The sequence below is a fragment of the Nocardia stercoris genome (assembly GCF_003696265.1).
GTDB classification, from domain to species: Bacteria; Actinomycetota; Actinomycetes; order Mycobacteriales; family Mycobacteriaceae; genus Nocardia; species Nocardia stercoris.
This window is the reverse complement of sequence record NZ_RFFH01000015.1, coordinates 136,390-161,656: the sequence shown is the minus strand read 5'-3', so window position 1 is coordinate 161,656 and position 25,267 is coordinate 136,390. Positions and strand designations below refer to the sequence as shown.

At 69.1% G+C, this 25,267-nt stretch carries 25 protein-coding genes, 1 pseudogene and 1 riboswitch; of the genes and pseudogenes, 12 read left to right on the top strand and 14 right to left on the bottom strand.

What is annotated here, in order from left to right; genetic code table 11:
- Positions 1–311, bottom strand: a pseudogene (locus EBN03_RS26865) (hypothetical protein); the annotation flags it as partial.
- A gap of 82 nt (positions 312–393) precedes the next feature.
- On the opposite strand from EBN03_RS26865, the gene EBN03_RS26860 reads away from it, so the two are divergent.
- Positions 394–864, top strand: coding sequence for a DUF3151 domain-containing protein (locus EBN03_RS26860; RefSeq protein ID WP_122190909.1), 471 nt, complete (start codon positions 394–396; stop codon positions 862–864).
- An 11-nt stretch (positions 865–875) separates the two neighbouring features.
- Positions 876–2,024 carry an FUSC family protein gene (locus EBN03_RS26855; protein ID WP_407671244.1) on the top strand — a complete coding sequence of 383 codons (1,149 nt, stop codon included), beginning with the start codon at positions 876–878 and terminating at the stop codon, positions 2,022–2,024.
- A 73-nt stretch (positions 2,025–2,097) separates the two neighbouring features.
- On the opposite strand, the gene EBN03_RS26850 is transcribed toward EBN03_RS26855, so the two are convergent.
- Positions 2,098–2,907, bottom strand: coding sequence for a site-2 protease family protein (locus tag EBN03_RS26850; protein ID WP_122190908.1), 810 nt, complete (start codon positions 2,905–2,907; stop codon positions 2,098–2,100).
- Complete coding sequence (locus tag EBN03_RS26845; RefSeq protein WP_122190939.1) at positions 2,904–3,563, bottom strand: hypothetical protein; 660 nt, start codon at positions 3,561–3,563, stop codon at positions 2,904–2,906. Before EBN03_RS26845 ends, EBN03_RS26850 begins: the two co-directional genes overlap by 4 nt.
- Positions 3,564–3,880: 317 nt before the next feature.
- On the opposite strand from EBN03_RS26845, the gene EBN03_RS26840 reads away from it, so the two are divergent.
- A complete protein-coding gene (locus EBN03_RS26840) occupies positions 3,881–5,170 on the top strand; it encodes an adenylosuccinate synthase (RefSeq protein ID WP_122190907.1) in 1,290 nt (429 codons plus the stop codon).
- A 115-nt stretch (positions 5,171–5,285) separates the two neighbouring features.
- Here EBN03_RS26840 and EBN03_RS26835 read toward each other — a convergent pair whose 3' ends face one another.
- Positions 5,286–5,624: a hypothetical protein gene (locus tag EBN03_RS26835; RefSeq protein WP_147471715.1), complete on the bottom strand. Its 339-nt coding sequence runs from the start codon at positions 5,622–5,624 to the stop codon at positions 5,286–5,288.
- A 150-nt stretch (positions 5,625–5,774) separates the two neighbouring features.
- Positions 5,775–7,280: a MocR-like transcription factor YczR gene (gene yczR / locus EBN03_RS26830; RefSeq protein WP_122190905.1), complete on the bottom strand. Its 1,506-nt coding sequence runs from the start codon at positions 7,278–7,280 to the stop codon at positions 5,775–5,777.
- A 61-nt stretch (positions 7,281–7,341) separates the two neighbouring features.
- Here yczR and EBN03_RS26825 point away from each other — a divergent pair, with 61 nt between their 5' ends.
- Positions 7,342–7,539 carry a hypothetical protein gene (locus EBN03_RS26825; RefSeq protein WP_122190904.1) on the top strand — a complete coding sequence of 66 codons (198 nt, stop codon included), beginning with the start codon at positions 7,342–7,344 and terminating at the stop codon, positions 7,537–7,539.
- A 90-nt stretch (positions 7,540–7,629) separates the two neighbouring features.
- Entirely contained in the window at positions 7,630–8,184 is a 555-nt protein-coding gene (locus EBN03_RS26820) for a methylated-DNA--[protein]-cysteine S-methyltransferase (protein WP_122190903.1), read from the top strand.
- Positions 8,185–8,506: 322 nt separating this feature from the next.
- Here EBN03_RS26820 and EBN03_RS26815 read toward each other — a convergent pair whose 3' ends face one another.
- The 4 genes from EBN03_RS26815 to EBN03_RS26800 form a co-directional block, all read right to left on the bottom strand.
- The gene (locus tag EBN03_RS26815) at positions 8,507–8,938 is read right to left on the bottom strand and encodes a hypothetical protein (protein ID WP_147471714.1); all 432 of its coding nucleotides are present in this window, start codon (positions 8,936–8,938) and stop codon (positions 8,507–8,509) included.
- A gap of 167 nt (positions 8,939–9,105) precedes the next feature.
- The gene (locus tag EBN03_RS26810) at positions 9,106–10,200 is read right to left on the bottom strand and encodes a CaiB/BaiF CoA transferase family protein (protein WP_122190901.1); all 1,095 of its coding nucleotides are present in this window, start codon (positions 10,198–10,200) and stop codon (positions 9,106–9,108) included.
- Between the two features lie 145 nt (positions 10,201–10,345).
- On the bottom strand, positions 10,346–11,242 hold the full coding sequence (locus tag EBN03_RS26805; RefSeq protein WP_233608662.1) for an amidohydrolase family protein: 897 nt from the start codon (positions 11,240–11,242) through the stop codon (positions 10,346–10,348).
- 74 nt (positions 11,243–11,316) lie between these two features.
- Positions 11,317–12,705, bottom strand: coding sequence for an FAD-dependent oxidoreductase (locus EBN03_RS26800; protein WP_122190900.1), 1,389 nt, complete (start codon positions 12,703–12,705; stop codon positions 11,317–11,319).
- 242 nt (positions 12,706–12,947) lie between these two features.
- Between EBN03_RS26800 and EBN03_RS26795 the strand changes: the two genes are divergently transcribed.
- The 3 genes from EBN03_RS26795 to EBN03_RS26785 all read left to right on the top strand — a co-directional run bounded on the left by EBN03_RS26795 (position 12,948) and on the right by EBN03_RS26785 (position 15,266).
- A complete protein-coding gene (locus EBN03_RS26795) occupies positions 12,948–13,412 on the top strand; it encodes an Rv0361 family membrane protein (RefSeq protein WP_122190899.1) in 465 nt (154 codons plus the stop codon).
- Between the two features lie 56 nt (positions 13,413–13,468).
- A riboswitch (SAM riboswitch) is annotated at positions 13,469–13,583 on the top strand.
- A gap of 17 nt (positions 13,584–13,600) precedes the next feature.
- Positions 13,601–14,017 carry a rhodanese-like domain-containing protein gene (locus tag EBN03_RS26790; protein ID WP_122190938.1) on the top strand — a complete coding sequence of 139 codons (417 nt, stop codon included), beginning with the start codon at positions 13,601–13,603 and terminating at the stop codon, positions 14,015–14,017.
- Between the two features lie 34 nt (positions 14,018–14,051).
- Positions 14,052–15,266 carry an O-succinylhomoserine sulfhydrylase gene (locus tag EBN03_RS26785; RefSeq protein WP_122190898.1) on the top strand — a complete coding sequence of 405 codons (1,215 nt, stop codon included), beginning with the start codon at positions 14,052–14,054 and terminating at the stop codon, positions 15,264–15,266.
- Positions 15,267–15,322: 56 nt separating this feature from the next.
- On the opposite strand, the gene EBN03_RS26780 is transcribed toward EBN03_RS26785, so the two are convergent.
- On the bottom strand, positions 15,323–16,138 hold the full coding sequence (locus EBN03_RS26780) for an HAD-IIA family hydrolase (protein WP_122190897.1): 816 nt from the start codon (positions 16,136–16,138) through the stop codon (positions 15,323–15,325).
- A gap of 142 nt (positions 16,139–16,280) precedes the next feature.
- On the opposite strand from EBN03_RS26780, the gene fgd reads away from it, so the two are divergent.
- From fgd to EBN03_RS26765, 3 genes are all read left to right on the top strand, one after another.
- Positions 16,281–17,288 (top strand): glucose-6-phosphate dehydrogenase (coenzyme-F420), encoded by a 1,008-nt coding sequence (fgd, locus tag EBN03_RS26775; protein ID WP_122190896.1) that lies wholly within the window; start codon positions 16,281–16,283, stop codon positions 17,286–17,288.
- Positions 17,289–17,426: 138 nt separating this feature from the next.
- On the top strand, positions 17,427–17,747 hold the full coding sequence (locus EBN03_RS26770) for a hypothetical protein (RefSeq protein WP_122190895.1): 321 nt from the start codon (positions 17,427–17,429) through the stop codon (positions 17,745–17,747).
- Positions 17,748–17,750: 3 nt separating this feature from the next.
- On the top strand, positions 17,751–18,683 hold the full coding sequence (locus tag EBN03_RS26765; RefSeq protein ID WP_122190894.1) for a zinc-binding dehydrogenase: 933 nt from the start codon (positions 17,751–17,753) through the stop codon (positions 18,681–18,683).
- On the opposite strand, the gene EBN03_RS26760 is transcribed toward EBN03_RS26765, so the two are convergent.
- Positions 18,680–19,291 (bottom strand): TetR/AcrR family transcriptional regulator, encoded by a 612-nt coding sequence (locus tag EBN03_RS26760; protein ID WP_233608661.1) that lies wholly within the window; start codon positions 19,289–19,291, stop codon positions 18,680–18,682. The genes EBN03_RS26765 and EBN03_RS26760 overlap by 4 nt on opposite strands.
- 89 nt (positions 19,292–19,380) lie before the next feature.
- On the opposite strand from EBN03_RS26760, the gene EBN03_RS26755 reads away from it, so the two are divergent.
- Positions 19,381–19,803: a nuclear transport factor 2 family protein gene (locus EBN03_RS26755; protein ID WP_122190893.1), complete on the top strand. Its 423-nt coding sequence runs from the start codon at positions 19,381–19,383 to the stop codon at positions 19,801–19,803.
- 52 nt (positions 19,804–19,855) lie between these two features.
- Here the strand turns inward: EBN03_RS26755 and EBN03_RS26750 are convergent, their stop codons facing one another.
- The 3 genes from EBN03_RS26750 to EBN03_RS26740 all read right to left on the bottom strand — a co-directional run bounded on the left by EBN03_RS26750 (position 19,856) and on the right by EBN03_RS26740 (position 25,235).
- Entirely contained in the window at positions 19,856–21,184 is a 1,329-nt protein-coding gene (locus tag EBN03_RS26750; RefSeq protein ID WP_122190892.1) for a serine hydrolase domain-containing protein, read from the bottom strand.
- Positions 21,185–21,883: 699 nt separating this feature from the next.
- Complete coding sequence (locus EBN03_RS26745; RefSeq protein WP_233608660.1) at positions 21,884–23,524, bottom strand: chloride channel protein; 1,641 nt, start codon at positions 23,522–23,524, stop codon at positions 21,884–21,886.
- Positions 23,525–23,621: 97 nt separating this feature from the next.
- Complete coding sequence (locus EBN03_RS26740; RefSeq protein WP_122190891.1) at positions 23,622–25,235, bottom strand: GMC family oxidoreductase; 1,614 nt, start codon at positions 25,233–25,235, stop codon at positions 23,622–23,624.
- Between the last annotated feature and the right edge of the window lie 32 nt (positions 25,236–25,267).

Sequence of the window (25,267 nt, the reverse complement as noted above, 5' to 3'; positions counted from 1 at the left end):
GGACGCGGGCCACCGGGTGCCGGCGGGCGCTGACCGGGCGGCACCGGCGGGGTCGCCGCGCGCGGCGGGACCGGCGGATTCGGCGGACGCACGACCTGAGTACGGTCGGCGGCGGCCCGCGCGTCGGCCTCGCGGGCCGCGCGACCGGGCAGGTCGTCGCGGCTGATCCGCATTGTGCGACCCGCGGCCGGGTCCTCCGGTGCCGCCGGACCACCGGACCGAGACGTACCGTCCGGGCCGGATGTCGGCACGGCACCGTCGGCCGGTGCCGCAGCGGAATCCGGCTTCGGGTCGTCTGTCGGATCGGACACGCTTACCCCTCGCTCAGCGGGAACAACGAAACTAGATGGTCAGCCTAACGAGCATTCGGACCGCCCGTGCACAATGAAGCCCATGACCTCCTTCGGCGATCTGCTCGGACCCCAGCCGGTACTGCTCCCTGAGAACATCGACGCCGAATCGGCGATCGAGGAAGGACAGGACCCGGTCCAGGTCGCGGCCGCTTTTCCGACCGCATCGATCGCCTGGGCCGCGCTCGCCGAGGCCGCACTCGACCGGGCCGTCGCCGGCGGCGCCCGCCTGGACGGCAACTCGGAAGAGGGCACTATCACACCGGATGTGATCGCCGCCTACGCGTTTGCGCGCACCGGCTACCACCGTGGCCTGGATCTGCTGCGCCGCAACGGCTGGAAGGGCTTCGGCCCGGTGCCGTGGAGCCACGAACCCAACCGCGGCTTCCTGCGGGCCGTCGGCGCCCTCGCCCGGGCTGCCCGGGCGATCGGCGAGTCCGGCGAATACGCCCGCTGCCTGGACCTGCTCGAGGACTGCGACCCGCAGGCCGCGGCCCAGCTCGGCCTGGACTGAGCCGTCGGCAGGTGTTCAACGGGCAGCTGCTGACCGACACCGTCCGCGACCGCGGTAGCGAGCGGCTGCGCGGCGGCTGGTTGCGGCTGCGCGGATCGGCGCTGCCGATCCTGCAGTGCGCGCTGGCCGCCGGACTGGCCTGGTTCGTCGCCCACGACCTGCTCGGGCATCAGCGCCCGTTCTTCGCTCCGACCGCCGCGGTGATCTCGATCGGGGTCTCGCTGGGTGCGCGGTTGCGCCGCTCGGTGGAACTGGTGGTCGGTGTCGCGGTGGGCATCGGGATCGGTGAGGTGTTCATCAGCTGGGTGGGCACCGGGCCCGCCCAGATCGCGCTGGTGGTGGGTGCCGCGATGGCGATCGCGGTGTTCCTGGATCGCGGCGCGATCATCCCGATGCAGGCGGCGAGTTCGGCGGTACTGGTCGCGACCCTGCTGACCCCGTCGGTCGGCGGGTCCGGGCTGCGGATGATCGACGCGCTCGTCGGTGGCCTGGTCGGGATCGCCGTGGTGGCGGTGCTGCCGCAGAATCCGTTGCGGCGCAGCCGGGAACAGGCCGCAGACATCCTGGCCGTGGTGAGCCGCGCGCTGACCGACTGCGCCGACGGCCTGCACGAACAGGACGCCGATCTGGTCAAGTCCGCGCTGACCGCGGCCCGCGCCACCCAATCGCAACTGGACTCGCTGCGCAGCGCGCTCGCGGGCGGCCGCGAGGTGAGCCAGATCTCGCCGGTGTACTGGCATTCTCGTTCGCAGCTGGAAACCATCCGGGCGGCCGCCGAACCGCTCGACAACGCGGTCCGCAACGTGCGAGTCCTGTTGCGCCGCGCACTGTCGCTGGTCCGCGACGACGAGATCCTGAACCCCGGCATCGTGGCCGAGATCGAGCAGCTGGCGGCCGCGGTCGACGTGGTGCGCCGGTTCATCGTGGCCGAGCCGGGCGAACAACCCGATGCCGCCGCCGCGACCCGGGAACTGCGGCGGGTCGCCAAGGGCGCGCGCAAGGAACTCGTGGAGGGCGGCGGACTGTCCGCGCACGTCGTGCTCGCCCAGATCAGGTCGGTACTGGTCGATCTCATGCAGGTGTGCGGCATGAAACGGCTGTCCGCGCTGGCGATGCTGCCGCCGACCGTGCCGCACCCGTACGTGCAGCCGGCCGACTGAGGTGGTCAGCGGGCGGAGGCGGCAGCGCAGCGTAACCACGTAGCCCGCCCACCTCGGTCGCGGTAGGCGCGGCTCAGTAGAGCGGCTGCCAGAAGGCGACGTGGTCGAAGCCGTAGGCGATCCAGTTCGGGTTCAGGCCCGACAGATCGAACAGCCGGTACACCAGCGAATAGAACGCGTCCCGCAGCGGCGGCACCCCGATCAGGATCGCGAACAGCAACAGAAAACCGTACGGCTTCACCTGGTCCAACGAGCGCCGGGTCTGGTAGCTCAGCGACGGTTCGAGGATGCCGTAGCCGTCGGTGCCCGGGATCGGGATCAGGTTCAAAACCGTTGCGGTGACCTGTAGGAAGCCGAGGAAGGTCAGACCGAACCAGAAGGCCGCGTGGCCGCCCGCCCGGTGCAGCTGCTCGGGTGCGCCGAACCGGACCGTCGCCAGCAGCACCACCGCGCAGACCGCGTTCACCGCCGGCCCGGCACCACTGATGATCCGGCGGGTCTTGGCCGAGAAGCCCTCCGGGCGGATGTACACCGCGCCGCCGGGCAGCGCGAAACCGCCCATCGCGATGAACAGGATCGGCAACCCGATCGACAGCACCGGATGGCTGTACTTCAGCGGGTTCAACGTGAGATAGCCGCGCGCCTCGATCTCCCGGTCGCCGGCCCGCCACGCCGTGTAGGCGTGCCCGAACTCGTGCAGGCAGACACTGACGATCCAGCCCGCCACCACCAGCACGAACACCCCGACCCGGGCCGGCGCCGACCACACGTCCGAGACCCACGCGAGCACACCACCGCCGACGGCGATCGCCACGATCAACAGGAAAACGGGACTCGGATGGATAGCGCCCGCGGTGTGACTGCGGGTGAACCGATAACTCATCGCACCAGCATCCACGGTTCGTGGTGACTGTAGAAACTCAAGCGGCGCACCGTATGTGGTGCACTGATGCCGTCGCGGACCACGGCCGCGCCCGGCGAGCCCAATTGCATCGCGCGGCCGGTCACCCAGCGGCGCTTGCGAAGTCCGCGCTGCACCGCCGCGCGGACACCCGAACCCTCCAGCGTCGGTGACACCTGCAGGCCACCGACCCGGCCGGTGAACAACCGGAGCTCGTCGACGTAGGCCTCGCCCTCCAGCTTGCCGCCGTCGGGCCCGGTGACGCTGGCCCGGCCGACCAGCACGGTGGCGGTCTCGTCGCGAATCAGGGGGACCGCCTGAGGTTTTCCCTCCAGCGCGCGCTTGGCCGCCGCCGAACCGGTCCCGGTCTGGTAGGCGCGCGAGGCGTAGGTGCGGTCGATCGGGACGTAGCCGATCTCGATGTGCAGCCGCTCGGTCCGCAACAGGTGCGTGAGCACCGCGGCCAGGGCCGCGTCCTCACCGAGGACGATCAGGCGCGGCAGACTGTCGGCCGCGAGTACCGGCAGCAGCTCGTCGAGTTCGGTAGGTTCGGGAATGGCCGCAACCTGGCTGGTCGGCAACGCCGCCAGGGCGATCGGCACGGGTGCGCCGTTGCAGCGGAGAACATGGGTACTCAACTGCCGAAAATCCTCCTCGGATGCGACCGCCGGACGGGTCGTTCTTCGCTGCACGCGCCGGACCCGACCGGGCCGGTCCACCGCAGCCACCATAGTCCCGCGAAGGCCACCGTGCCGATCTCGGCTCGGTCACGGTCTGGCGGGGAGCCCGTCGCAAACGAGACATTCTATGGTGGCGGTCACAAATCTGTCCGGCGGCCTCCGGGGAGCGTCACAGGCATCCATTAGACTTTCCCTCCGGCTTCCGGCCCGGATCGGCAGGTAGCTACAGCGCCGTGGCTGCGGTGGCTGCAGGTCGAACTCGTAGGAGACTCCAGATGCCGGCAATCGTCCTGATCGGCGCCCAATGGGGCGACGAGGGCAAGGGCAAGGCCACCGACCTGCTCGGCGGACGGGTCCAGTGGGTGGTGCGCTACCAGGGTGGCAACAACGCCGGTCACACCGTCGTGCTGCCCAACGGCGACAACTTCGCGCTGCACCTGATCCCCTCGGGCATCCTGACCCCCGGTGTCACCAATGTCATCGGCAACGGTGTGGTCGTCGACCCGGGCGTGTTGCTGGCCGAGCTGGCCGGCCTGGAACAGCGCGGGGTCGACACCGACCGGCTGCTGCTGTCCGCCGACGCGCACCTGATCATGCCGTACCACGTGGCCATCGATAAGGTCACCGAACGCTTCCTCGGCAACAAGAAGATCGGCACCACCGGCCGCGGGATCGGTCCCTGCTACCAGGACAAGGTCGCCCGGGTCGGCGTCCGCGTCGCCGATGTGCTGGACGAGAAGATCCTCACCCAGAAGGTCGAGGCGGCGCTGGAGTTCAAGAACCAGGTGCTGGTGAAGATCTACAACCGCCGGGCGCTCGACCCGCAGCAGGTGGTGGATGAGGTGCTGGCCCAGGCCGAGGGCTTCAAGCACCGCATCTCCGATACCCGGCTGCTGCTCAACCAGGCCCTGGAGTCCGGGGAGACCGTGCTGCTGGAGGGTTCGCAGGGCACCCTGCTGGACGTCGACCACGGCACCTACCCGTATGTGACCTCGTCGAACCCGACCGCGGGTGGTGCGGCGGTCGGTTCGGGTGTCGGCCCGAACAAGATCACCGCGGTGCTGGGCATCCTCAAGGCGTACACGACCCGCGTCGGTTCCGGCCCGTTCCCCACCGAGCTGTTCGACGAGTCCGGCGCCTACCTGGCCAAGACCGGCGGCGAGGTCGGTGTCACCACCGGCCGCGCCCGCCGCACCGGCTGGTTCGACGCCGTGATCGCCCGCTACGCGACCCGCGTCAACGGCATCACCGACTACTTCCTCACCAAGCTCGACGTGCTGTCCAGCCTGGAGGAGGTGCCGATCTGCGTGGCCTACGAGATCGACGGTGAGCGCGTCGAGGAGATGCCCACCACGCAGACCGAGTTCCACCACGCCAAGCCGATCTACGAGACGATGCCCGGCTGGTGGGAGGACATCTCCGGCGCCAAGACCTTCGAGGAACTGCCCGCCAACGCCCAGGCCTATGTCCGCCGGCTCGAGGAACTCTCGGGTTCCCGGGTGTCGTGCGTGGGTGTGGGCCCGGGCCGCGACCAGACGATCGTCTGCCACGACGTGCTGAGCTGATCCGCACCCGCGTACAGACGAAAGCACGGCGGCCGCATCGCGACCGCCGTGCTTCGTAGCTGAGGGCGTGGCATGTCTTCCCTGTCCCGAGGGGAGACACCCACCTATCCGGTGACTAGAGCTCCAACCAGTCCGCCCGGCAGTGGCAGCCCGCTCCGCCGCGGTAATGGATCTCGATCAGGTGCCCGGCCGCTACCGCGATCGAACGGTTCGCGGGGGCCCGGACCGTGTGCGTGGTGGCGATGCCGTCGCGGCCGGTGATCCGGACCACCGCCCGGGGCCGCTGGTCGGCGTCCGCTGCGATCCGCACGACCAGGACACCGGTTCGTTCCGGCTTCTCGGAGCAGGAGGTGGATTCGGTGGACTCGAACAACGCGCGAGGAGGGGCGAAATCGGGGGTGTCGGTGGCGAGAGCCGTGCTCGCCACTGGTGGTTGTACCGCAAGTTCAGGCATGCGTTCCTCCTCGAACCTCTGCCGATCAAGGCGTCGGAGCTCGAAATCGGACTTACCGAATCGGGACATCTCAAGGCTAACCGGAACTACGTCGATAGCGCACGGGAATTCACCCCGACATCACACTGCTGGGTGTTTGCCGGTTACGGATCAGTAACAGGTCAGCGGCGACAGCGGATTTGCGGCGTGCGGGCTGAGCGTCTCGTAGGCCGCGGCAATTCCCTTGGCGGCCAAGCGAAGATCTTCCTCCTCGTGCGTGAAGGGCAGGCGCAGGAAACGTTCGAACGCGCCCTGCACGCCGAAACGCGGGCCGGCTGCCAGCAGTACGCCGTGGTTGGGTGCGGTGGCGGCCAGCGCGGTGGAGACCGGCGCCGGGAGCTGGGCCCACAGCGACATCCCGCCCGCGCAGGTGCCGACGTGCCAGCCGGGCAACTCCTCGGCCAGCGCGGCGCGCAACGCGGCACGCCGGGCCTGTAGGTGTTCGCGCCGCCGGGCCAGGATGGTGTCGGCGTGTTCGAGCAGGTGGACGGTGGCGAGCTGGTCCATGACCGGGGTGCCGAGGTCGATCGTCGAGCGGGTGCCGAGCAGCTTGGTGATCAGCGGCCGGTTCGCCCGCACCCAGCCCACGCGCAGGCCGCCCCAGAACGATTTCGACGCCGAGCCGATCGTGACGATCTCGGTGCCGCGCGCGAAGGAGGCGGCCGGTGGCTGGGGTTCGCCGTCGAGGTGCAGGTCGGCCATCGATTCGTCGACGATCACCGTCATGCGGGTCTCGCGGGCGATGGCGGCCAGTTCGGCCCGGTCCGCCGCGGACATCACCAGCCCGGTCGGGTTGTTGTAGTCGGGCACCAGGTAGGCGGTGCTGGCCGCGGTTTGCCTTGCGGCGCTGCGGATTCCGTCGAGGTCCCAGCCGGCGTGCGGATGCTCGGGACGCAGTGGGACGGGCACCGGGCGGGCGCCGACGTCGCGGATGGCCTCGATCGCGTTCGGGTAGGTGGGATGGTCGATCAGTACGCGGTCGGCGGGGGCGGTGAGCACGTTGAGCAGCAGGCGTAGCCCGTGCTGGGCGCCCACGGTGACCAGGATCTGGTCCGCGTCGGTGGGCAGGCCGCGCTCGGTGTAGCGGCGGGCGATCGCCTCACGCAGCGTGGACACCCCGACCGGGTCCATGCCGTGGGTGCCGAGAAAACGCGGAAGCCCTTGGAGCGCAACCGAGTACGCCTCGGTCATTTCCGGTGGTGCGGACATGGCGGCGTAGGTCAGGTCGATCGCGGGCCGGTCGTCGGGTGACATGGTCACCAGCAGGCTGCGGGCGGGCCGGCTGCCGTCGTGCGGGACCGAGGCCGGCAGCGCGACGGTACTGCGTGAACCCTGGCGGCTGACCAGATATTCGTGGTCGCGCAGCAGTGCGTACGCGGAGGTGACGGTGGTGCGGCTGACCGCGAGCGCGGCGGCCAGATCGCGTTCACTGGGCAGCGCGGCGCCGAGCGGGGCCCGGCCGTCGTGGATCAGGAGCCGAATGCTTTCCGCCAGTGCGAGATACGCGGGCCGTCCGCCGCGGCGCGCGGTCTGCTCGCCGCCGGCCGGTGCTTCGTCGAAGCGCCAGCCGCCCAGGTCGCGGGTGAGGGTGGCGGCACTGATCACGCGCGTCGTCATAGGTCCAGTATTGGGGTAAGTGGATATTTTCTTCAAGTCCAGTCCGGCTCACGCTGGGGGCATGGCTGCTGTACTTCTCGCCCTGATCGCTCTCGCCGTAGCCGGTGCCGGCGGGTACCTGTTGCTGCGCCGACCCGCTGGACCGTGGGTGCGGCCACCGCTCTACGGTGCACCGGACGGGCCGGATCGGGACCGGTCGCGGCAACTGGCCGAACTGGCCGCGGTCGCCGCGCACGCGGAGCGGGCCGTGCTGCCCTAGTTCGCGACACCGTCCGATTCGATAGGTCCAGTTTTCCCGAACTGGACTGCCCGGGCGAGACTTGTCGGTCCACGTGGTGATACTGGGGGTATGCCCGAACCGGAACGCCCTCTTTCCGCCGCGCTGTTCGACACCGCGATCGGTGCCTGCGCGGTGGTGTGGACCGAGGCCGGTATCGTGCGCTTCCTGCTGCCCGACCGCACGCCGGAGATCACCCGAACCGCGATGCTGCGCTCGAACGGGCGGGAGGTCCGCGAGGTGGAGCCGACCGGTGCGGTGGCGCCCGCGATCGCCGGGGTGCGGGCGCACCTGGCCGGCGAGCTCGACGATCTGCGCTGGATCACGTTGGACCACAACGGAATATCGGAATTCGACCTGGCTGTGTACCGGGTCACCAGGGCCGTCGACCCTGGCCACACCCTCAGCTACGGCCAGGTCGCCGCACGCATCGGCGCACCCGGCGCCGCCCAGGGGGTGGGCCGCGCGCTGGGCCGCAACCCGATACCCCTGATCGTCCCCTGTCACCGCATTCTCGCCGCCGACCATGCGCTGCACGGGTTTTCGGCTCCGGGCGGTCTCGCGACCAAGGAGCGGCTGCTGGAACTGGAGCGAACCCCGGGCTTCGGCGAACCTACGTTGTTCTGATGCCGTCGGCAGTCGCGCGGTTCGAACCGCGGCCGGCTCGGCGCTGGGCCGGCGATTTCCGCTGCCGCCGTTGGCAGCGGTGCTGCGAGGCGTTGCCTACTCTGCGTTGAGCGGGCAGTCGCGCGCTGTCGTCGTCGGCAGCGGTGGTCTCGCCTCTGTCGGCACTTCATCGTGCCGAGGTAAATGCGTTGCCCTCGTTGGCAATCGCGGTTTTCGTGTCTGCCGCCGGCGCGGCTCTGGGCCGGCGGCAGACGTACGCCTCAGCCAGGTGAGGCGCAGCAGTGCTCGGCAGCGTCGACAAGCTCTGCGGGCTCGGGGCGGATCAGCGCGACAACGAGTGCTCGCGGGATCCGATGGTGCCGCCTACGGCGTGGACAGTGGGGGTGGCGGTGCGCAGGCCGGCGCCCAGCGGAGGCGCGGCGGGGCGGTGCGGCGCGGGGCGCTCGACACCGGATGGGTACGGCCGCAACGGGTTCGGGGCGGTGAGGTCGACGATCGAGCCGATGCCGGAGCCGGCGAGGGTGCCGGGGTGGGCGGCGCGCAGCGGGCGGGTGCCGACGCGGTGGCCGAGGGCGCCGGTCACCGGGGTGCCGGCAACCGGCAGATGCCACGGTGTGGTGGGCTGCGGGTGGGCGCGCTCGGCGCAGCCGAGAGTGACCGCGAGTGGGAGTACGGAGAGGGCGGCCAGCGAGCGGCGTCGCGACTGTCTCCGCATCACTGTGGATCCACCGCCTTCGACTTCCATGCTGCTCATGGTCATTCGTTCGGAATGACGCCTTGATCACATGGTAGCGGTAAGGTTGCTGAAAAGTCACAGTTTTGTGACGGGCGGAACAAACTGCCCATAAAAGGACTGGCCAGAGCCTTTTTTATGTTCCCGGAACGGGCGGGCCGCGTGGTTACCTAACCCGCCCGGTCGCCTCAGTTCGCCCAGACCGACGTGATCGGGGTCGCCACCGAGGGCGGGGGAGTCGGGGTGCCGCCCTGGGTGCGGGAGAACCGCGGCGCCGGCGCGTGCTGCACGACGCCGTCGATCTCGACCAGGCTGTTTCGGGCGGCGAGATGCTCGTTCCGCTCCGCCTCGGCGAAGGTCAGCACCGGCGTGCAGCACGCGTCGGTGCCCTCGAAGATCGCGGCCCACTCGTCGCGGGTCTTGGTCTTGAACCGCTCGGTGAACAGCTTCTTCAGCTGGTCCTGCCCGGCCGGGTCGAGCTGGAACGGCAGACCCGACGGGTCGATCTCCAGCCCGGCCAGCAGCTGCGCGTAGAACTGCGGCTCGATCGCGCCGACCGCCATGAACCGGCCATCGGAGGTCTCGTACACCTCGTAGAACGCCATCCCAGTGTCGAGCAGGTTCACACCCAGCTCGTCGCGCCACAGGCCGGTGCCGCGCATACCCCAGATCATGTGCGCCAGCGCGATCGAACCGTCGACCATGGCCGCGTCGACCACCTGACCCTTACCCGAGATGCCGCGCTCCACCAGCGCGGCCAGGATGCCGGTCACCAGGAACATCGAACCGCCACCGAAGTCGCCCACCATGTTCAGCGGCGGCACCGGGCGCTCACCCTTGCGGCCGATGGCGTGCAGGATGCCGGTCATCGAGATGTAGTTGATGTCGTGGCCGGCGCGGTCGGCCATCGGGCCGTACTGGCCCCAGCCCGTCATCCGGCCGTAGACGAGTCGCGGGTTGCGCTCGAGCGTGGTGTCGGGACCCAGGCCCAGCCGCTCGGTGACACCCGGGCGGAAGCCCTCGATCAGCACGTCGGCCTGGTCGACGAGGCGCAGCACCTGTTCGATGTCGGCCGGGTTCTTCAGATCGGCCTCGACGATGGTGCGGCCGCGCCACTGCGGGCGCTCCAGCGAACTGTTCAGGCCACCCGCCCGCTGTACGCGCACCACGTCGGCGCCCAGGTCGGCCAAGAGGATGGAGGCATGCGGCGCGGGGCCGAGCCCGGCCAGCTCGACGACCTTGATGCCCGCGAGCGGGCCCTGTCCGGTAGAAGGAGCACTCACGTCTACACCTCTGATCTCACGTCCATCGCCGGGTGCTGGGTCGCACCGGCCCGTCGACTGTATGTCAACTGTATCGGCGAGTATGTCAGCCGTATTGCGACAACTCGGGCGCCACCCCTACCCGTGAGTACGCGGCGCTATGTAATCACCTGTGCCACTTGTGAATCGACCGCGGCTTCCACGGCGTCGCGGGCAGCTCGTCGGTATCGAGCTGCAGATCCGCCGTGTTCAGCCGCAGCGTCGGCGGGTCCTTCCGCTCGATCTGCGGCAACGGCTGGGTCGGCGCCGGATCGGCACCCCGATCCCGGGCCGGCAGCCGATAGCAGGCCCGCGCGTTGTCCTCGAACACCCGATACAGGTCGGTACCGAGCGCGTCCGCGATCAGGCGCACGTCCTCGTCCCGGAACGGCCGGCCCGCCCGCGTGCCCGGCAGATCCGAACCGAACATCAGCGCTTCCGGGTTGATCGCGTGGATGCGGCGCAGCGTCGCCGGAATGTTCATCGACACCCGGCCGAAGCCGGACGCCTTCACCCGGGCACCGCGATCCACCAGATCCAGCAGATAGGGCAGGCAGTCGTCGGACATGCCGAGATGGTCCACCGTCAGGGCGGGCAGCTTGGTGATCACCGGTTCCAGGGAGGCCAGCATCGAACCGTCGATGTAGAGCTCCACGTGCCAGCCGGCCACCTCGTAGGCCCGCACCGCCTGCATGGTCAGCTCGGCGATGTCGCCGGCCGCCCGCTTCAGGTTGAACCGCAGCGCGCGGACCCCGGCGCGGTCCAGTTCCGCGATGTCCTCGTCGGTGGTGTCGTGCGGCAGGTTCACCACACCCACCCAGCCGGGACCCAGCTCCGCGATCGCGGTACGCAGGAACTCGGTGTCGTAGCCCTGGAACGAGGCACTGACCACGGCGCCGCCCTGAACCTCGAACGCTCGCATCCGTTCCCGGTAGTCGGCGATGGTGAACGCCGCAGGGATGAAGCCTTCGTTCTCGATCAGCGGGAACCGCGGATCGATGATGTGCACATGTGCGTCGAACACGTGATCATCATGCCTTTGCGGGGTGACGAAAACGGGCCGGAAGAGTTTCCGGCCCGTTTCTGCGAGCGATGGTTCTAGATCTTGTGCGGTTCGCTGGCCGCGAGCATGTCCTCGCGCTCGACGACCTTGACCCGCTCCCGGCCCTGCGGCTCGCCGAGCGCGCGCTCGTGGGCGTCCAGGCGGTACCAGCCGGCCCAGGTGGTGAACGGGATGCCCTTGGCCTCCAGGAACGCGGTGACCGCCTCCGGGTCCGGCTCGGCGGCCGGGGTGAACCCGGGCGCGTCGTCGAGCAGGCAGGCGATGGTCTCGTTGGCGTCGCCCTTGGTGTGACCGATCAGGCCGACCGGGCCGCGCTTGATCCAGCCGGTCACGTAGGTGGCGGGCATGAACCGGGCGGCGCCGTCGGCGTTCTCGTCGGCGATCACGCGACCGGCCTCGTTGGGCACGGTGCCGGCCTGGTCGTCGAACGGCAGCAGCGGGATGTTCTGCGACAGGTAGCCGACGGCCCGGTAGACGGCCTGCACGTCCCAGTCGGTGTACTCGCCGGTGCCCTTGACGTTGCCGGTGCCGTCGAGCTGGGTGCGCTCGGTGCGCAGGCCCGAGACCTTGCCGTCGGCGCCGATGACCTCGGCCGGGCTCTCGAAGAAGTGCAGGAACAGCTTGTGCGGGCGGTTGCCCACATCGCGGATCGCCCACTGCTCGAGGGTGTTGCAGACCATGTCGACCTGCTTGGAGTGGCGGCGCGCGGCCTCCGAACCCTCGTCGTAGTCGATGTCCTCGGGGTTGACGATGACCTCGATGTTCGGGGAGTGATCGAGTTCACGCAGCTCGAGCGGGGTGAACTTGGCCTGCGCGGGACCGCGGCGGCCGAACACGTGCACCTCGACGGCCTTGTTGGCCTTGAGACCCTCGTAGACGTTCGGCGGGATCTCGGTCGGCAGCAGTTCGTCGCCGGTCTTGGCCAGCACGCGGGCGACGTCCAGCGCAACGTTGCCGACACCGAGGACGGCGACCTTCTCCGCGTCCAGCGGCCAGGTGCGCGGCACGTCGGGGTGGCCGTCGTACCAGGACACGAAGTCCGCGGCACCGTAGGAACCGTCGAGGTCGATCCCGGGCACACCCAGGGCGCGGTCGGCGTTGGCGCCGGTGGAGAAGATGACCGCGTCGTAGAAGCGGCGCAGCTCCTCGAGATCGATGTCACTGCCGTAGTCGATGTTGCCGAGCAGGCGGACCTCGGGCTTGTCGAGGACCTTGTGCAGGGCGGTGATGATGCCCTTGATGCGCGGGTGGTCGGGCGCGACGCCGTAGCGGATCAGCCCGAAGGGGGCCGGCATGCGCTCGTAAAGGTCGATCGACACCTGCGCGTCGGACTTCATCAGCGCGTCGGCGGCATAGATGCCGGCCGGACCGGCACCGACGATGGCGATACGCAACGGGCGGGTCGCTGCACTGGTTTCGGTCATTCTTATGCGCACCCTCTGGTCGAAAACTCGGTCGTCTAGGTCTCAGCCATCATGCTTAGCACAGGCTAAGTCGACGTACGGTGGGCGAGCCCGGGGTCCCGGCCGAGGCCGGTCTCACCCCCGATTCTATCGGGTGCCGTGCGCGGACTTCGCCAGGTGGTGCCGACCCTGCTGTCGACGCGGAACCCGCGACGTCCGGGGGTGATCCGTGACACACCAGGTGGGTGGGGATGATAGCGGGTATGAGTGAGTCCGATCCCGCCGCGAACACCCCGGCCGACCCGGAGCCCGACCTGGTGGTCGACCAGGCCGACACCCGGTCGGCGACCCCGTTCATCGCCGCCGCCGTCGTCGCGGTGCTGGTGCTGATCGGGATCTTCGTGGCCGGCGCGCTGCGCCCGGCCGACCGCAATGTCACCCAGGCCGACCGCATCGCCGACGCCGTCCGCAATTTCGCTCTGGCGCAATCGGATTCCGATTCCGGTCAGCTGGCGGCCAACACGTGTACCGGATTCGACGCTACCCGCTCACCGCTGGGCGCCGACACCGGCAAGCGGGTGGAGATCGTCTCGGTGACCGATCCGAACATCGACGGTGACCGCGGTAAGGCCACCGTGACCAGCAAGGTCGAGGGCGGTCAGCCCAGCACCGGCGTCTGGAACCTGGTCCGGCAGGGCAGCGCCTGGAAGGTGTGCGACGGCAACTGACCTGCGGGCGAGCAGAGGTTTGACACCGGAGCCGGGACCGGGCACCCTCAAATCACGGTCATGAGTACCAGCATCAAGCCCCGGCTCGCTGGTCGGCAACCCTCTTCCGTAGTGGGGTGCTCCGGGTGACGACCGGGCCGCAGCTGGAGTTCGGTGCGGCAAGTACGGATTTCGAGGAGGAATCACTCATGAGTTACGCGGGCGATATCGATCCTGCCCAGGCGTGGGATCTGTTGCGCGAACATCCGGACGCGGTCCTGGTGGACGTGCGCACCGAGGCCGAATGGCGGTTCGTCGGTGTGCCCGACACCAGCCCGATCGAGCGGCCCACGGCCCTGATCGAGTGGGTCGACCTGGCCGGTGCCCGCAACCCGCAGTTCGTGGAACAGCTCGGACGCGTTCTGGCCGAACAGGATCCGGAAGCCCCGGTGATCTTCATCTGTCGTTCCGGGCAGCGGTCGATCGCCGCGGCCGTGGTGGCCACCGAGGCGGGCTTCGGTCCCGCCTACAACGTGACCGAGGGTTTCGAAGGCCCCCTCGACGCCGACGGGCATCGCGGCGGGGCCGGGTGGCGGGCGCGTGGACTGCCGTGGCGGCAGTCGTGACGAGGACCCGCTGTAGCGACAGGAGTTGTGCATCGTGATCACCGGTGGATCGTTCGAGCGGCCGCTGCCCGAAGGCGTCGGCCCGGCCACCTTGGGTGTCCGCGGCGGTACCCGCCGTTCGGGTTTCGAGGAGACGTCGGAGGCGCTGTTCCTCAACTCGGGTTTCGTCTACGAGAGTGCCGAGGCCGCGGAGGCCGCGTTCACCGGCGACGTCGAGCACTTCGTGTACTCGCGCTACGGCAACCCGACGGTCGCCATGTTCGAGGAGCGGATGCGGCTGATCGAGGGTGCCGAGGCCTGCTACGCGACCGCGTCCGGCATGTCGGCGGTGTTCACGGCGCTGGCCGCGCTGGTCGGCAACGGTGACCGGCTGGTCGCCGCGCGCAGCCTGTTCGGTTCCTGTTTCGTGGTCTGCAACGAGATCCTGCCCCGGTTCGGGGTGGAGACGGTCTTTGTCGACGGTGAGGACCTCGACCAGTGGGAGGCGGCCCTGTCGCAGCCCACCCAGGCGGTGTTCTTCGAGACCCCGTCCAACCCGATGCAGACGCTGGTGGACGTGCGCAAGGTGTCCGAGCTGGCGCACGCGGCCGGCGCGAGCGTGGTGCTGGACAACGTGTTCGCGACCCCGCTGCTGCAGCGCAGCCTGCCGCTGGGCGCCGATGTGGTGGTCTACTCGGGCACCAAGCACATCGACGGTCAGGGCCGGGTGCTCGGCGGCGCGATCCTGGGCACGAAGGAATTCATCGACGGCCCGGTCAAAAACCTCATGCGCCACACCGGCCCCTCGCTGAGCCCGTTCAACGCGTGGACGCTGCTGAAGGGCCTGGAGACCATGCCGCTGCGGGTCCGCCAGTCCGTGGAGTCGGCGCTGCGCATCGCGGAATTCCTGGAACGGCACCCCGACGTGTCCTGGGTGAAGTACCCGTTCCTGCCGTCGCACCCGCAGTACGACCTGGCCCGCGCGCAGATGTCCGGCGGCGGCACCGTGGTCACCTTCGAGCTGGACGCGCCCGAGGGCGAAGCCAAGAAGCGTGCCTTCGAGGTGCTCAACCGGCTGCGGATCATCGACATCTCCAACAACCTGGGTGACGCCAAGTCCCTGATCACCCACAACGCCACCACCACGCATCGCGCGATGGGCCCGGAAGGCCGTGCGGCCGTCGGCATCACCGACGGTGTGCTGCGGCTGTCGGTCGGCCTCGAGGACCTCGAGGACCTGATCGGCGACCTGGAACAGGCTCTGGGATAACGGAATTGACAGCAGAGGCCCCGGACGATCCGTCCGGGGCTTCGCTGTTTCCGGGGTCAGGCCCCGAACGGGTCGCCGACGTGGCCGACCAGGTCGGCCACCGAGTCGATGACGCGCGTCGGCCGGTAGGGGTAGTTCTCGACCGATTCGCGGGTGGAGATGCCGGAGGTGACCAGGATGGTGCGCATGCCCGCCTCCAGGCCGGCGATGACGTCGGTGTCCATTCGGTCGCCGATCATCAGCGTGGATTGGGAGTGGGCGCCGATGCGGCGCAGGGCCGACCGCATCATGAGTGGGTTGGGTTTGCCGACGTAGTAGGGCTCACGCCCGGTCGCGCGGGTGATGAGGGCGGCCACCGAGCCGGTGGCCGGGAGCAGACCGGCGCGGGACGGGCCGGTCGGGTCGGGGTTGGTGGCGATGAAGCGGGCACCCCGGTCGACCAGGCGGATCGCGGTGGTGATGGCCTCGAACGAATAGGTGCGGGTCTCGCCGAGGACCACATAGTCGGGGTCGCTGTCGGTGAGGACGTACCCGATGTCGTGCAGGGCGGTGGTGAGGCCGGACTCGCCGACCACGTAGGCGGTGCCGCCGGGACGCTGGTCGTCGAGGAAGGTCGCGGTGGCCAGGGCGGAGGTCCAGATGCATTCCTCCGGGATGTCCAGCCCGGTGTGCCGCAGGCGGGCCTGCAGGTCGCGCGGCGTACGGATGGAGTTGTTGGTCAGCACCAGGTACGGGATGCCGTTGGTCTGCAGCTCGGACAGGAACTTGTCGGCGCCTGGGATCAGGTGATCCTCGTGCACCAGCACCCCGTCCATATCGGTCAGATACGACAGGATCGGTTCGTTGTCATCCACGCCACCAGTGTGCGCCATCGATCGAAGCGTCGGGTGTGCGGCTGTGGTGGCGGCGGTGACGTCCGGTGCGGCGTCGCCTAATGTCGCTGGAGAGCCGTCAAATATCCGGAATGTGGTGTGTGCGTCGTGACGTCGCACGTCCAGGGAACAGGAGTGGCCCGTGAGTGGACTCAAGCTCGGGTACAAGGCATCTGCGGAGCAGTTCGGCCCGCGTGAGCTGGTGGAGCTCGGTGTCGCGGCCGAGGAGCACGGCCTCGACAGCGCCACCGTGAGCGACCATTTCCAGCCGTGGCGGCACGAGGGCGGGCACGCCCCGTTCTCGCTGGCGTGGATGACCGCGGTCGGCGAGCGGACGAAGCGGATTCAGCTCGGTACCTCGGTGCTGACGCCGACCTTCCGCTACAACCCCGCGGTGATCGCGCAGGCGTTCGCCACCATGGGCCTGCTCTACCCGGGCCGGATCATGCTCGGGGTCGGCACCGGTGAGGCGCTCAACGAGATCGCCACCGGATTCCGGGGCGAGTGGCCGGAATTCAAGGAGCGTTTCGCCCGGCTGCGCGAGGCGGTCGACCTGATGCGCGCGCTGTGGACCGGTGAGCGCACCGATTTCGACGGGCAGTACTACCACACCGTCGGCGCCTCGATCTACGACGTGCCCAAGGGCGGGGTGCCGGTCTACATCGCGGCCGGCGGCCCGGTGGTCGCCCGCTACGCGGGCCGCGCCGGTGACGGTTTCATCTGCACCTCGGGCAAGGGCATGGACCTCTACACCGAGAAGCTGATGCCGGCCGTGGCCGAGGGGGCCGAGAAGGCTGGCCGCAGCCTGTCCGATATCGACCGCATGATCGAGATCAAGCTGTCCTATGACACCGATCCCGAACTGGCCCTGCAGAACACGCGCTTCTGGGCGCCGCTGTCGCTGTCGGCCGAGCAGAAGCACGACATCACCGACCCGATCGAGATGGAGGCCGCCGCCGACGCCCTCCCGATCGAGCAGGTCGCCAAGCGCTGGATCGTCGCCAGCGACCCCGACGACGCGGTCGAGCAGATCAAGCAGTACGTCGACGCGGGCCTGAACCACCTCGTCTTCCACGCTCCCGGTCACGACCAGCGTCGCTTCCTGGACCAGTTCGCCCGCGATCTGGCACCCCGGCTCCGGGCGCTCTGACCAGCCGGGCCGTGCGCTCCGAGTGCTCGATGCGAGCATTCGGAGCCGCTCGGCACCCCTTCCCACTCCTGGGAAGGGGCTAACGTGCCGCAGGCGGGAGGGGACTCGCCACTCCCGTTGCGAGAACGGGTTTCATAGATGACATCACTGGTCAAGCGCGTCGGTATTCCGCTCACGATCGCGGCCTCGGTTGTACTGCTCGCGGGCTGCAACGACTCGAAGTCCTCGTCGGGGCCGTCGAACTCGGGTGGTGGCGACCCCAAGTCCGCCATCTATCAGAAGGAATGCCAGGCGATGCTGCCGATCTTCTCCGACCCCAATACGCCTGCGGCGTCGAAGGATCCGGAGAAGGTCATCGCCGGTCTGAAGGCCGGCCCGGGTTGGGGCGCCATGACCAAGCAGCAGCAGGACGACGCCGTGGCGGGAATCCGCAAGGCCGGCACCGGTTCCTGCAACTGAGACATGCGTGGTTTCATCACCGATCCGGCGGGCGCGGCCGGTCTGCGGCTGGCCGACGATCTGCCGGAACCGGTTCCGGCGGCCGACGAGGCGGTTGTCGCGGTCCGGGCGTACGCGCTCAATTCCGACGAGCGGAATCTGATCGCCCGCCGTCCGGACGGCTGGCGCCCCGGTCAGGATGTGTCGGGTCTGGTGGTGCGGGCCGCCGCGGACGGGACCGGTCCGGCCGTCGGTGCGCGGGTGGTCTGCTACCTGGATTGGGAGGGCTGGGCCGAACGGATCGCGGTCCCGGTCCGCAGGATCGCCGTGCTGCCCGACAACGTCTCGTTCGAACAGGCCGCCGCGCTACCGATCGCGGGTATCACAGCGTTGCGCGCGCTGCGGGTCGGTGGCGCGGTGCTCGGCCGGCAGGTGCTGGTGACCGGCGCGACCGGTGGTGTCGGCCAGTTCGCGGTACAGCTCGCGGTCGCCGCCGGTGCGACGGTGACCGCACTGGTGAGCGGCCCGGCCCGGGTCGAGGAGGCGCGGGCGCTGGGCGCGCACCGGGTGGTCACCACTCTGGACGGCGACACCCTGGGCCCGTTCCACCTGGTCCTCGAGGGGGTCGGTGGTCCCGTGCTGCCGCAGGCGATCCGCCGGGTCGCCGCGGGCGGGCACATCGCTTGGTACGGCAATCCGAGTCGCCGAGGCGCCGAGATCACGCTCGCCGACTTCTTCGGCTACGCGCAGGGCTGGAACGCCCATTTGGTCGGCTTCATCAGCCCTGTCCCAGAGGAGACGTTGGGCGAGGACCTGGCGATCCTGGTCGCGCTGGTGTCCGACGGCCGGCTGCGTCCCCTGATCGGCCTCGTCCGAGACTGGACCGAGACCGCCACGGCCTTCGCCGCGTTCGAAGACCGTTCGGCGCGCGGCAAGTTCGTCCTGACCGTCGGCTAGCGGGCGCGCAGCCCGTCCAGGATCACCGCGAAGGCCCGGCGGCGTTGCTCGTCGCCGGCCGCCTGGGCCGTCGCCATGAACGCCCCCTTCAGGACGAGCATGAGATCGTCGACGGCCAGGTCGGGCCGGACCGCCCCGCAGTCCTGTGCGCGATGCAGCAGGGAGCCGATCAGTGCGACCAAAGTCTTCTGGGGTGCGACGAATTCGGGTGACAGCTGGCCGTGGGCCGCATCGGCGCCGCTCTGGGCCGACAGGTTGCCGCCGACGGCATCGGCGAGATCCCGTTTGACGGTGCTCTCGGCAAGGAGTCCGCCGAGGAATTCGAAGAAGGCCGATCCGGGGTCGGCGGCCGCGCTCAGCTCCCGGGCCCGCGCGATCGTCCGTTCCATATTGTCGAGGATCGCCGCGTGGAAGAGCGCTTCCTTGGTCGGGAAGTGCCGGTAGACGGTGCCGGGCCCGACTCCGGCGCGGCGGGCGATCTCGTCCAGTGGCACCGAGATCCCTTCGGCGGCAAAGGCTTCGCGGGCGGCCGCCAGGACGCGTTCGCGATTGCGACGGGCGTCGGCGCGCAGCGGGCGCGGTGTATTGGGGGAGTCCAGAGCTGACACGGGTCGATTCTATCGACACGGTTGACAAACGGGGCGTACGTTCCGGATCATAAGCGGGGCAATGGTTCCGTTTGTCGAAAGGTGAACCCATGACCCAAAATTCCGTCCGCACGCCCCGCGAACTGGTCGAACATCTCTTCGGTGGCCTGCCTTCCCGTGATGCCGACGCCTTCCTGGCCCATTTCGCCGAGGACGCGGTCTTCGAGATCCCGTTCACGGTGCCGGGCATGCCGCAGCGCCTCGAGGGCCGTGCCGCCATCCGGGAGCATCTGGCCGAGCGCTGGTCCGGACCCATCCAGGACATTCAGGTCCACGGCATGCGTCAGGAGATCTACGAGACCACCGACCCCGAGGTGGTGGTGGTCGAGAACGACGTCGACATCACACCGGCCGGCGGTGAGCGGGTCCAGTTCCGCGGTTCGCTCAATGTGATTCGCATCCGGGACGGCCGGGTGGTCCTGTTCCGCGACTACATGGACACCGCCCGGCTGGCCGGTCTCCGCGGGAACTGACCGCCGGGCTCGGGCGAGCGCTGCCCACCGGCGCTCGCCCGAGGTCCGTGGGTCAGCGGATCCCCGGAGTGCGGGGGTCGTCGCCGAGACAGATCGCCAGGAAGCAGCCGGGCGGGGCATCGGTGAACGGCGCGACCATGGGCTGCCCCAGGCAGTCCACCATGCTGCAGCCGGGATAGGCGTCGGGGCCGAAGCCGAGCGCACCGGCGAGCATCGCGAAATCGAAGTCGTTCGAGATGCCCTGCAGGTTGTCCAGCGGGTTGGTGGTGTCGATGTAGGGGCCGGGGTCGGGCAGTGGCGGATCGAAGGCGGAGTACAGGCGGCGGAAGAACTCCCACGGCAGCTCCTCGTCCCAGAGCGTGCCGCCGTTGCCGGTCCACATCACCACCAGGTCCAGATCGGGGACGACGAAGACGTTCTGCAGATTGAACCCGGAGATGGTGTAGCTGTCGGCCGGCAGGAACAGGGGAAGCTCGGCGCAGCCGGGGCCCACCCAGAACAGGTAGCCGTAGCAGTGGTTGGTCCCGGTCGGCGAAAGCGCCTGGTGCAGATACTCAGCGGAGATGACCTGCCGGTCGCCCCAGCGGCCGTCGCCGGCCAGGAGCAGGCCGATCTTGGCGAAGTCGGACGGCGGGATCAGCAGATTCGCGAAGCCGTAGGTGTGGCCGGTCCGGTCCCGCGCCCAGTAGTAGTCGGAGCGCCGGATACCCAGCGGATCGAACAACTCGCGTTGCGCGAATTGCTGAAACGGTTCGCCGACAGCGGCTTCCACGACGGCGGAGAGCAGATCGATGGCCCGCCCGCTGTAGGCGAAAGTGGATCCGGGGGCGGTCACCATCGGGACCGCCATTGCTTCGGCGCCCAGACCCGGATCGCTCGCGCCGAAACTTGTCAGCATCTCCATCGTCGCAGACGTTTTCAATCCCGATGTTTGGGTAAGCAGGTTGCGCGCGGTGATCGACCGATGCGCCGCATCGCCGAAACCCGATGGCAGATATGTGCCGATCGGGGCATCCAGATCCAATTTCCCGTCGTCGGAGGCGATTCCGGCTACCAGCGAGGTTATCGCCTTGGTAGCACTCCAGATATTCCACGGGATACCGTCGTTCCGGTCGTTGGCCGGCCCCCGCCCGACGAGGCAGCCGCGCCGGAATATCTGCACGTCCAGCCGGTTTCGTGATGCCGCGAAGCCGAGCACGCCGGCCAGCCGGGCCGAATCGAAACCTTCCTGTTCGGGTGTGGCGGTCTCGACGGTTCTGCCCGAACTCACCGCGCAGCGCGGCCCTTCGCCGGAATTGTCCTGTGCCGCACCGGTTGCCGGAATACCCAGCGCAAGCGTCGATGCGACGAACAACGAGAATACTGCCTTCGACCACCCCATGATTCGAGTAAAAGGCCGGTCGGCGTATTTCGCGATATGAAATGCCGGACCGTGACCGGTCCGATCAGATAGATATCCGCATCGTCCCGGACGGAGACCATCGGTGGCCGCACCGCTATCGCGTCGCAATGCGTGATCATCATCACCCCGGGGGGTGACACCGCCGGGGAGGGTTTTCCGGCGGTGTCGCGGCAGGCACTGGGTCCCACCCGCGCCGACGCCGCACATGCGCCTCTCGGCGAGTGGTCGCTCTAGGCGACTGAAGGTGAGGCCCGGGGCTGTCCCGGCGCCGGCGAACGGTATCAACCGGGGGGTGGGCGGATCTATTCCGCGCCCCGCGGAACTACAGCAAACCCCACCAATAGAACAGACAGGCCAGCACGAAGGTGACGACCGTTTCCATTGCGGCTCCCCAATCTCGGCGGCGTGCTCACCGACCATCATTCCCGAAGATCGCGTGCGATGGGAGGCGCGGCTCACAAACCGGACACTTCGTCGCCCGTTCGAGATGTCGTCGTTGCCCTGCCATCCCCGCCGTGGCAGGGCAACGGTCCCCGCCGCCCGGTCGGCCGGGCGCGGTCGAACACCCCTCGAGTCCGTTGCGCCCGGCCGACCGGCCGGCGGCGTCACCGGGGCGGTGTCGGAAGTGCCGCGCCCCGGTGTCGAGTACTACGATGCGACGCCCGGCTTTTCAGGTGCTTAACGAGACCTTGTGGTCCGGGAAACGCCTGTTCGAGAGCGGAATCCGAGCAGCCGCTCGCGGTGGCGGTCCTCGTGGACGTCGCGGCGGCGGGCGGCGAGCAGTTGGGCCACGGTGATCTCGCCCAGCAGCCGGTCCGGGTCGGCGCGGTCGACGACCGCCGCGCGGGTGTGCTCGTGGGTGGCGAGCAGATCGGCGACCTCCCGCAAGGTGCTGTCGGGGTGGACGAGCGGACCTGTCCCCTCGGCCACGTCGCCGGGGGTCATCACCTCGTGGGCGAACGACGTCTCCAGCGGATCGATGCTGTATTCGCGGGTCAGGTGCAGGCGCCGGCGGGCGATCTTCTCGGTCAGCACCGAGCGTTTCAGCCACAGCACCGACACCGCGTACGCGGCGACCGCGGACACCACCAGCGGCAGCAGATCCGCCCAGGCCTGGGTCAATTCGCAGGTGAACACGATGCCGGTGAGCGGTGAGCGCATCACCCCGCCGACCACGGCGGCGAGCCCGCACAGCGCCCAGAACCCGGGTGCGGAATGCGGCAGCAGCCCGCCCTCGGCGGCCCCGAGCGCGGCGCCGATCATGAACACCGGGGCGAGGACGCCGCCGGATGTGCCCGAGCCCAGCGACAATCCCCAGATCAGGGATTTCACGACGAGGATGCCGACGATCAGGTCGACGGTGGCGTGCCCGGTCAGTAGCCGGTCGATCACGTCGTAGCCGACGCCGAGGGCGCGCGGCTCGATCAGCCCGCCGATGCCGATGATCAGTCCGCCGATGGCCGGCCACCACATCCAGTGCACGGGCAGCCGCCCGAACATGTCCTCGGCGCAGTAGACCAGCGCGGTCACGGCGATGGCGAGCAGTCCGCCGGTGATGCCGCCGGGGATGAGGGCGAGCACGGTGTTCGCGGTGCCGGGTGCGGTCGGGGGTGCGGGCAGCGCGAACACCGCGGTGTTGCCCAGTAGCCACCAGCGCAGCAGGGTGCCGGTCACCACAGCCGCCGCGACCGGCACGAAACTTCTTGGGCGCCACTCGAAGAGCAGCAGTTCGACCGCCAGCAGGATCGCGGCGAGCGGCGCGTCGAAGGTGGCCGCCATGCCGGCGGCGGATCCGGCGACCAGCAGGGTCTTGCGTTCGTCGGCGGACAGGTGCAGCAGCTGGGCCAGGATCGAGCCGATCGCGCCGCCGGTCATGATGATCGGGCCCTCGGCGCCGAACGGGCCGCCGCTGCCGATGCTGATCGCGGCCGACGCCGGCTTCAGCAGGGCCACTCGGGGTGCGACGCGGCTACCTCCGACCAGGATGGCCTCGATGGCTTCGGGCATGCCGTGGCCGCGGATCTTCTCCGAGCCGTAGCGGGCCATCAACCCGATGATCAGCCCGCCCAGGACGGGCGCGCAGAGGGTGAGCCACCACGGGTGGCCGCCGGCACCGGGCGCGATCAGGTCGGTGCGGATACGTTGGTAGAAGACCAGATTCGTGATCAGCCCGATGAGTTTCAGCAGGCCGTCGGCGGCCAGGGCCGCGGTCGCGCCGATCGGGATCGCGATCGCGGTGATCGTGAGCATGCGCGGGCTGACCTGGAAGTCGCCCAGATGCATGGCGCGGGGCGGCGGGGCCGCGGTACCGTCGTGCACACTGCAACGATTGCTGAGTGCAAGTATTTCCGTCAAATCGATCCGCGCCCACGGTGACGCGAGTCACCCCGGGCGCGGATCGGATCGCCGAAGAAGATCAGCCGTTGATGAGCTGAGCCGCCATCTCGCCGATCATCAGGCTCGGCGCGTTGGTGTTACCACCGGTGATGCTCGGCATGATCGAGGCGTCCGCGACGCGCAGGCCCTCGATACCGCGCACCCGCAGCTGCGGGTCGACGACCGCACGCTCGTCGTTGCCCATCCGGCAGGTGCCGACCTGGTGGTAGACCGAGTGCACGCGGTTCGGCAGCTCCTTGCGCAGCGCCGCCTCGTCCATCAGGTCCGCGCCCGGCGCCTGCTCGTACTTCAGGTCGCCCGCGATCGACGGGTGGGCCATGATCTCGCGGATGGTCCGGATGCCCTCCATGAGGAATTCGACATCGCGCGAGTCGGTCAGGTAGCCCGGGTTGATCAGCGGCTGCTGGAACGGGTCGGTCGAGGCCAGGCGCACCTCACCGCGGCTGTGCGGGTAGATCAGCGTCGGCAGCACGGTGAGCGCGGCGGAACGCTTCACCATGTGGATCTTGTCCGCGTCCTGGTTGGGCATCGGGTAGTTCCACGGCAGCGTGTGGATCTGCATGTCGGGAATGGCGCCGGCGAACGAGGTCTTGGTGAAGGCGACCGACTCGAACACGGTGTTGGCGAAGAAGGTGCTGCCCGGGTTGCGCAGCTCCTTGACCAGGTTGCGGCCGAAGTAGGTCGGGATACCGCGGTGCACGGCCTTCTTCGACACGTAGGTCATGGGCACGAACAGGTGGTCGTGCAGGTTCTGGCCGACCGGCAGGTCCGCGTGCACGGTCAGGCCCAGCTTCTGGAGCTGGTCGGCCGGGCCGATACCCGAGAGCAGCAGCAGGTGCGGCGAACCCATCGCGCCACCGCTGACCACGACCTCCTTGGCGGCGCGAACGATGCGGCGCCCCTTGCCTTCCGCGATCTCGACGCCGGTGGCCCGGCCGTTCTCGATGATCACGCGGGTGGCGTGCGCGCCGGTGACGACCGTCAGCGAGGCGGGCTTGGTCTCGTGCAGGTACGCCTGCGCGGAGCTGTAGCGCAGGCCGTTGCGCACCGACTGCTGGAAGAAGCTGACACCCTCCTGCGTCTCACCGTTGTAGTCGGCGATCTGCGGGATGCCCAGCACCTTCGAGGCCGCGACGTTGAACAGGTCGGAGATCGGGGTGTGGTTCTTCGGGCGGGTGACCTCGACCGGGCCGCCGGCGCCGCGCAGCTCGCTGGCGCCGTCCTCGAAGTTCTCCAGGCGCTTGTAGGCGGGCAGGATGCTCTGGTAGTCCCAGCCCTCCGCGCCCTCGGCGGCCCAGCTGTCGAAGTTGGCCTTGTTGCCGCGGACGAAGAGCATGCCGTTGACCGAGCTCGAACCGCCGAGCACCTTGCCGTGGGTCATCGGGATGCGACGGTTGGCGGCAGCGGTCTGCGGGGTGGAGTACTGACCCCAGGTGACCTTGTGCTTGAGGAACGGCAGGGTGTGGACCATGGAGATCATGCCGGGGATCTGCACGAGCTTGGTGTTGTCGTCGCGACCTGCCTCAAGCAGGATGACCGAGGCGCCCGTCTGGGCGAGCCGAGCTGCGGCGATGGCGCCGGCGCTACCGGCGCCCACCACGACGTAGTCGGCCTCGTTGGTGGATTGGCTCATCGTTGATTACCTCGCGTTCGTGTGCCGCCTGC

Bases quoted from the DNA above. Each gene is read 5' to 3' on its own strand.
- EBN03_RS26860 (WP_122190909.1), top strand. From the start codon at position 394: ATGACCTCCTTCGGCGATCTGCTCGGACCCCAGCCGGTACTGCTCCCT.
- EBN03_RS26850 (WP_122190908.1), bottom strand. From the start codon at position 2,907: ATGAGTTATCGGTTCACCCGCAGTCACACCGCGGGCGCTATCCATCCG.
- EBN03_RS26840 (WP_122190907.1), top strand. From the start codon at position 3,881: ATGCCGGCAATCGTCCTGATCGGCGCCCAATGGGGCGACGAGGGCAAG.
- EBN03_RS26835 (WP_147471715.1), bottom strand. From the start codon at position 5,624: ATGCCTGAACTTGCGGTACAACCACCAGTGGCGAGCACGGCTCTCGCC.
- yczR (WP_122190905.1), bottom strand. From the start codon at position 7,280: ATGACGACGCGCGTGATCAGTGCCGCCACCCTCACCCGCGACCTGGGC.
- EBN03_RS26825 (WP_122190904.1), top strand. From the start codon at position 7,342: ATGGCTGCTGTACTTCTCGCCCTGATCGCTCTCGCCGTAGCCGGTGCC.
- EBN03_RS26820 (WP_122190903.1), top strand. From the start codon at position 7,630: ATGCCCGAACCGGAACGCCCTCTTTCCGCCGCGCTGTTCGACACCGCG.
- EBN03_RS26815 (WP_147471714.1), bottom strand. From the start codon at position 8,938: ATGAGCAGCATGGAAGTCGAAGGCGGTGGATCCACAGTGATGCGGAGA.
- EBN03_RS26800 (WP_122190900.1), bottom strand. From the start codon at position 12,705: ATGACCGAAACCAGTGCAGCGACCCGCCCGTTGCGTATCGCCATCGTC.
- EBN03_RS26795 (WP_122190899.1), top strand. From the start codon at position 12,948: ATGAGTGAGTCCGATCCCGCCGCGAACACCCCGGCCGACCCGGAGCCC.
- EBN03_RS26790 (WP_122190938.1), top strand. From the start codon at position 13,601: ATGAGTTACGCGGGCGATATCGATCCTGCCCAGGCGTGGGATCTGTTG.
- EBN03_RS26780 (WP_122190897.1), bottom strand. From the start codon at position 16,138: ATGGCGCACACTGGTGGCGTGGATGACAACGAACCGATCCTGTCGTAT.
- EBN03_RS26770 (WP_122190895.1), top strand. From the start codon at position 17,427: ATGACATCACTGGTCAAGCGCGTCGGTATTCCGCTCACGATCGCGGCC.
- EBN03_RS26765 (WP_122190894.1), top strand. From the start codon at position 17,751: ATGCGTGGTTTCATCACCGATCCGGCGGGCGCGGCCGGTCTGCGGCTG.
- EBN03_RS26755 (WP_122190893.1), top strand. From the start codon at position 19,381: ATGACCCAAAATTCCGTCCGCACGCCCCGCGAACTGGTCGAACATCTC.
- EBN03_RS26750 (WP_122190892.1), bottom strand. From the start codon at position 21,184: ATGGGGTGGTCGAAGGCAGTATTCTCGTTGTTCGTCGCATCGACGCTT.
- EBN03_RS26740 (WP_122190891.1), bottom strand. From the start codon at position 25,235: ATGAGCCAATCCACCAACGAGGCCGACTACGTCGTGGTGGGCGCCGGT.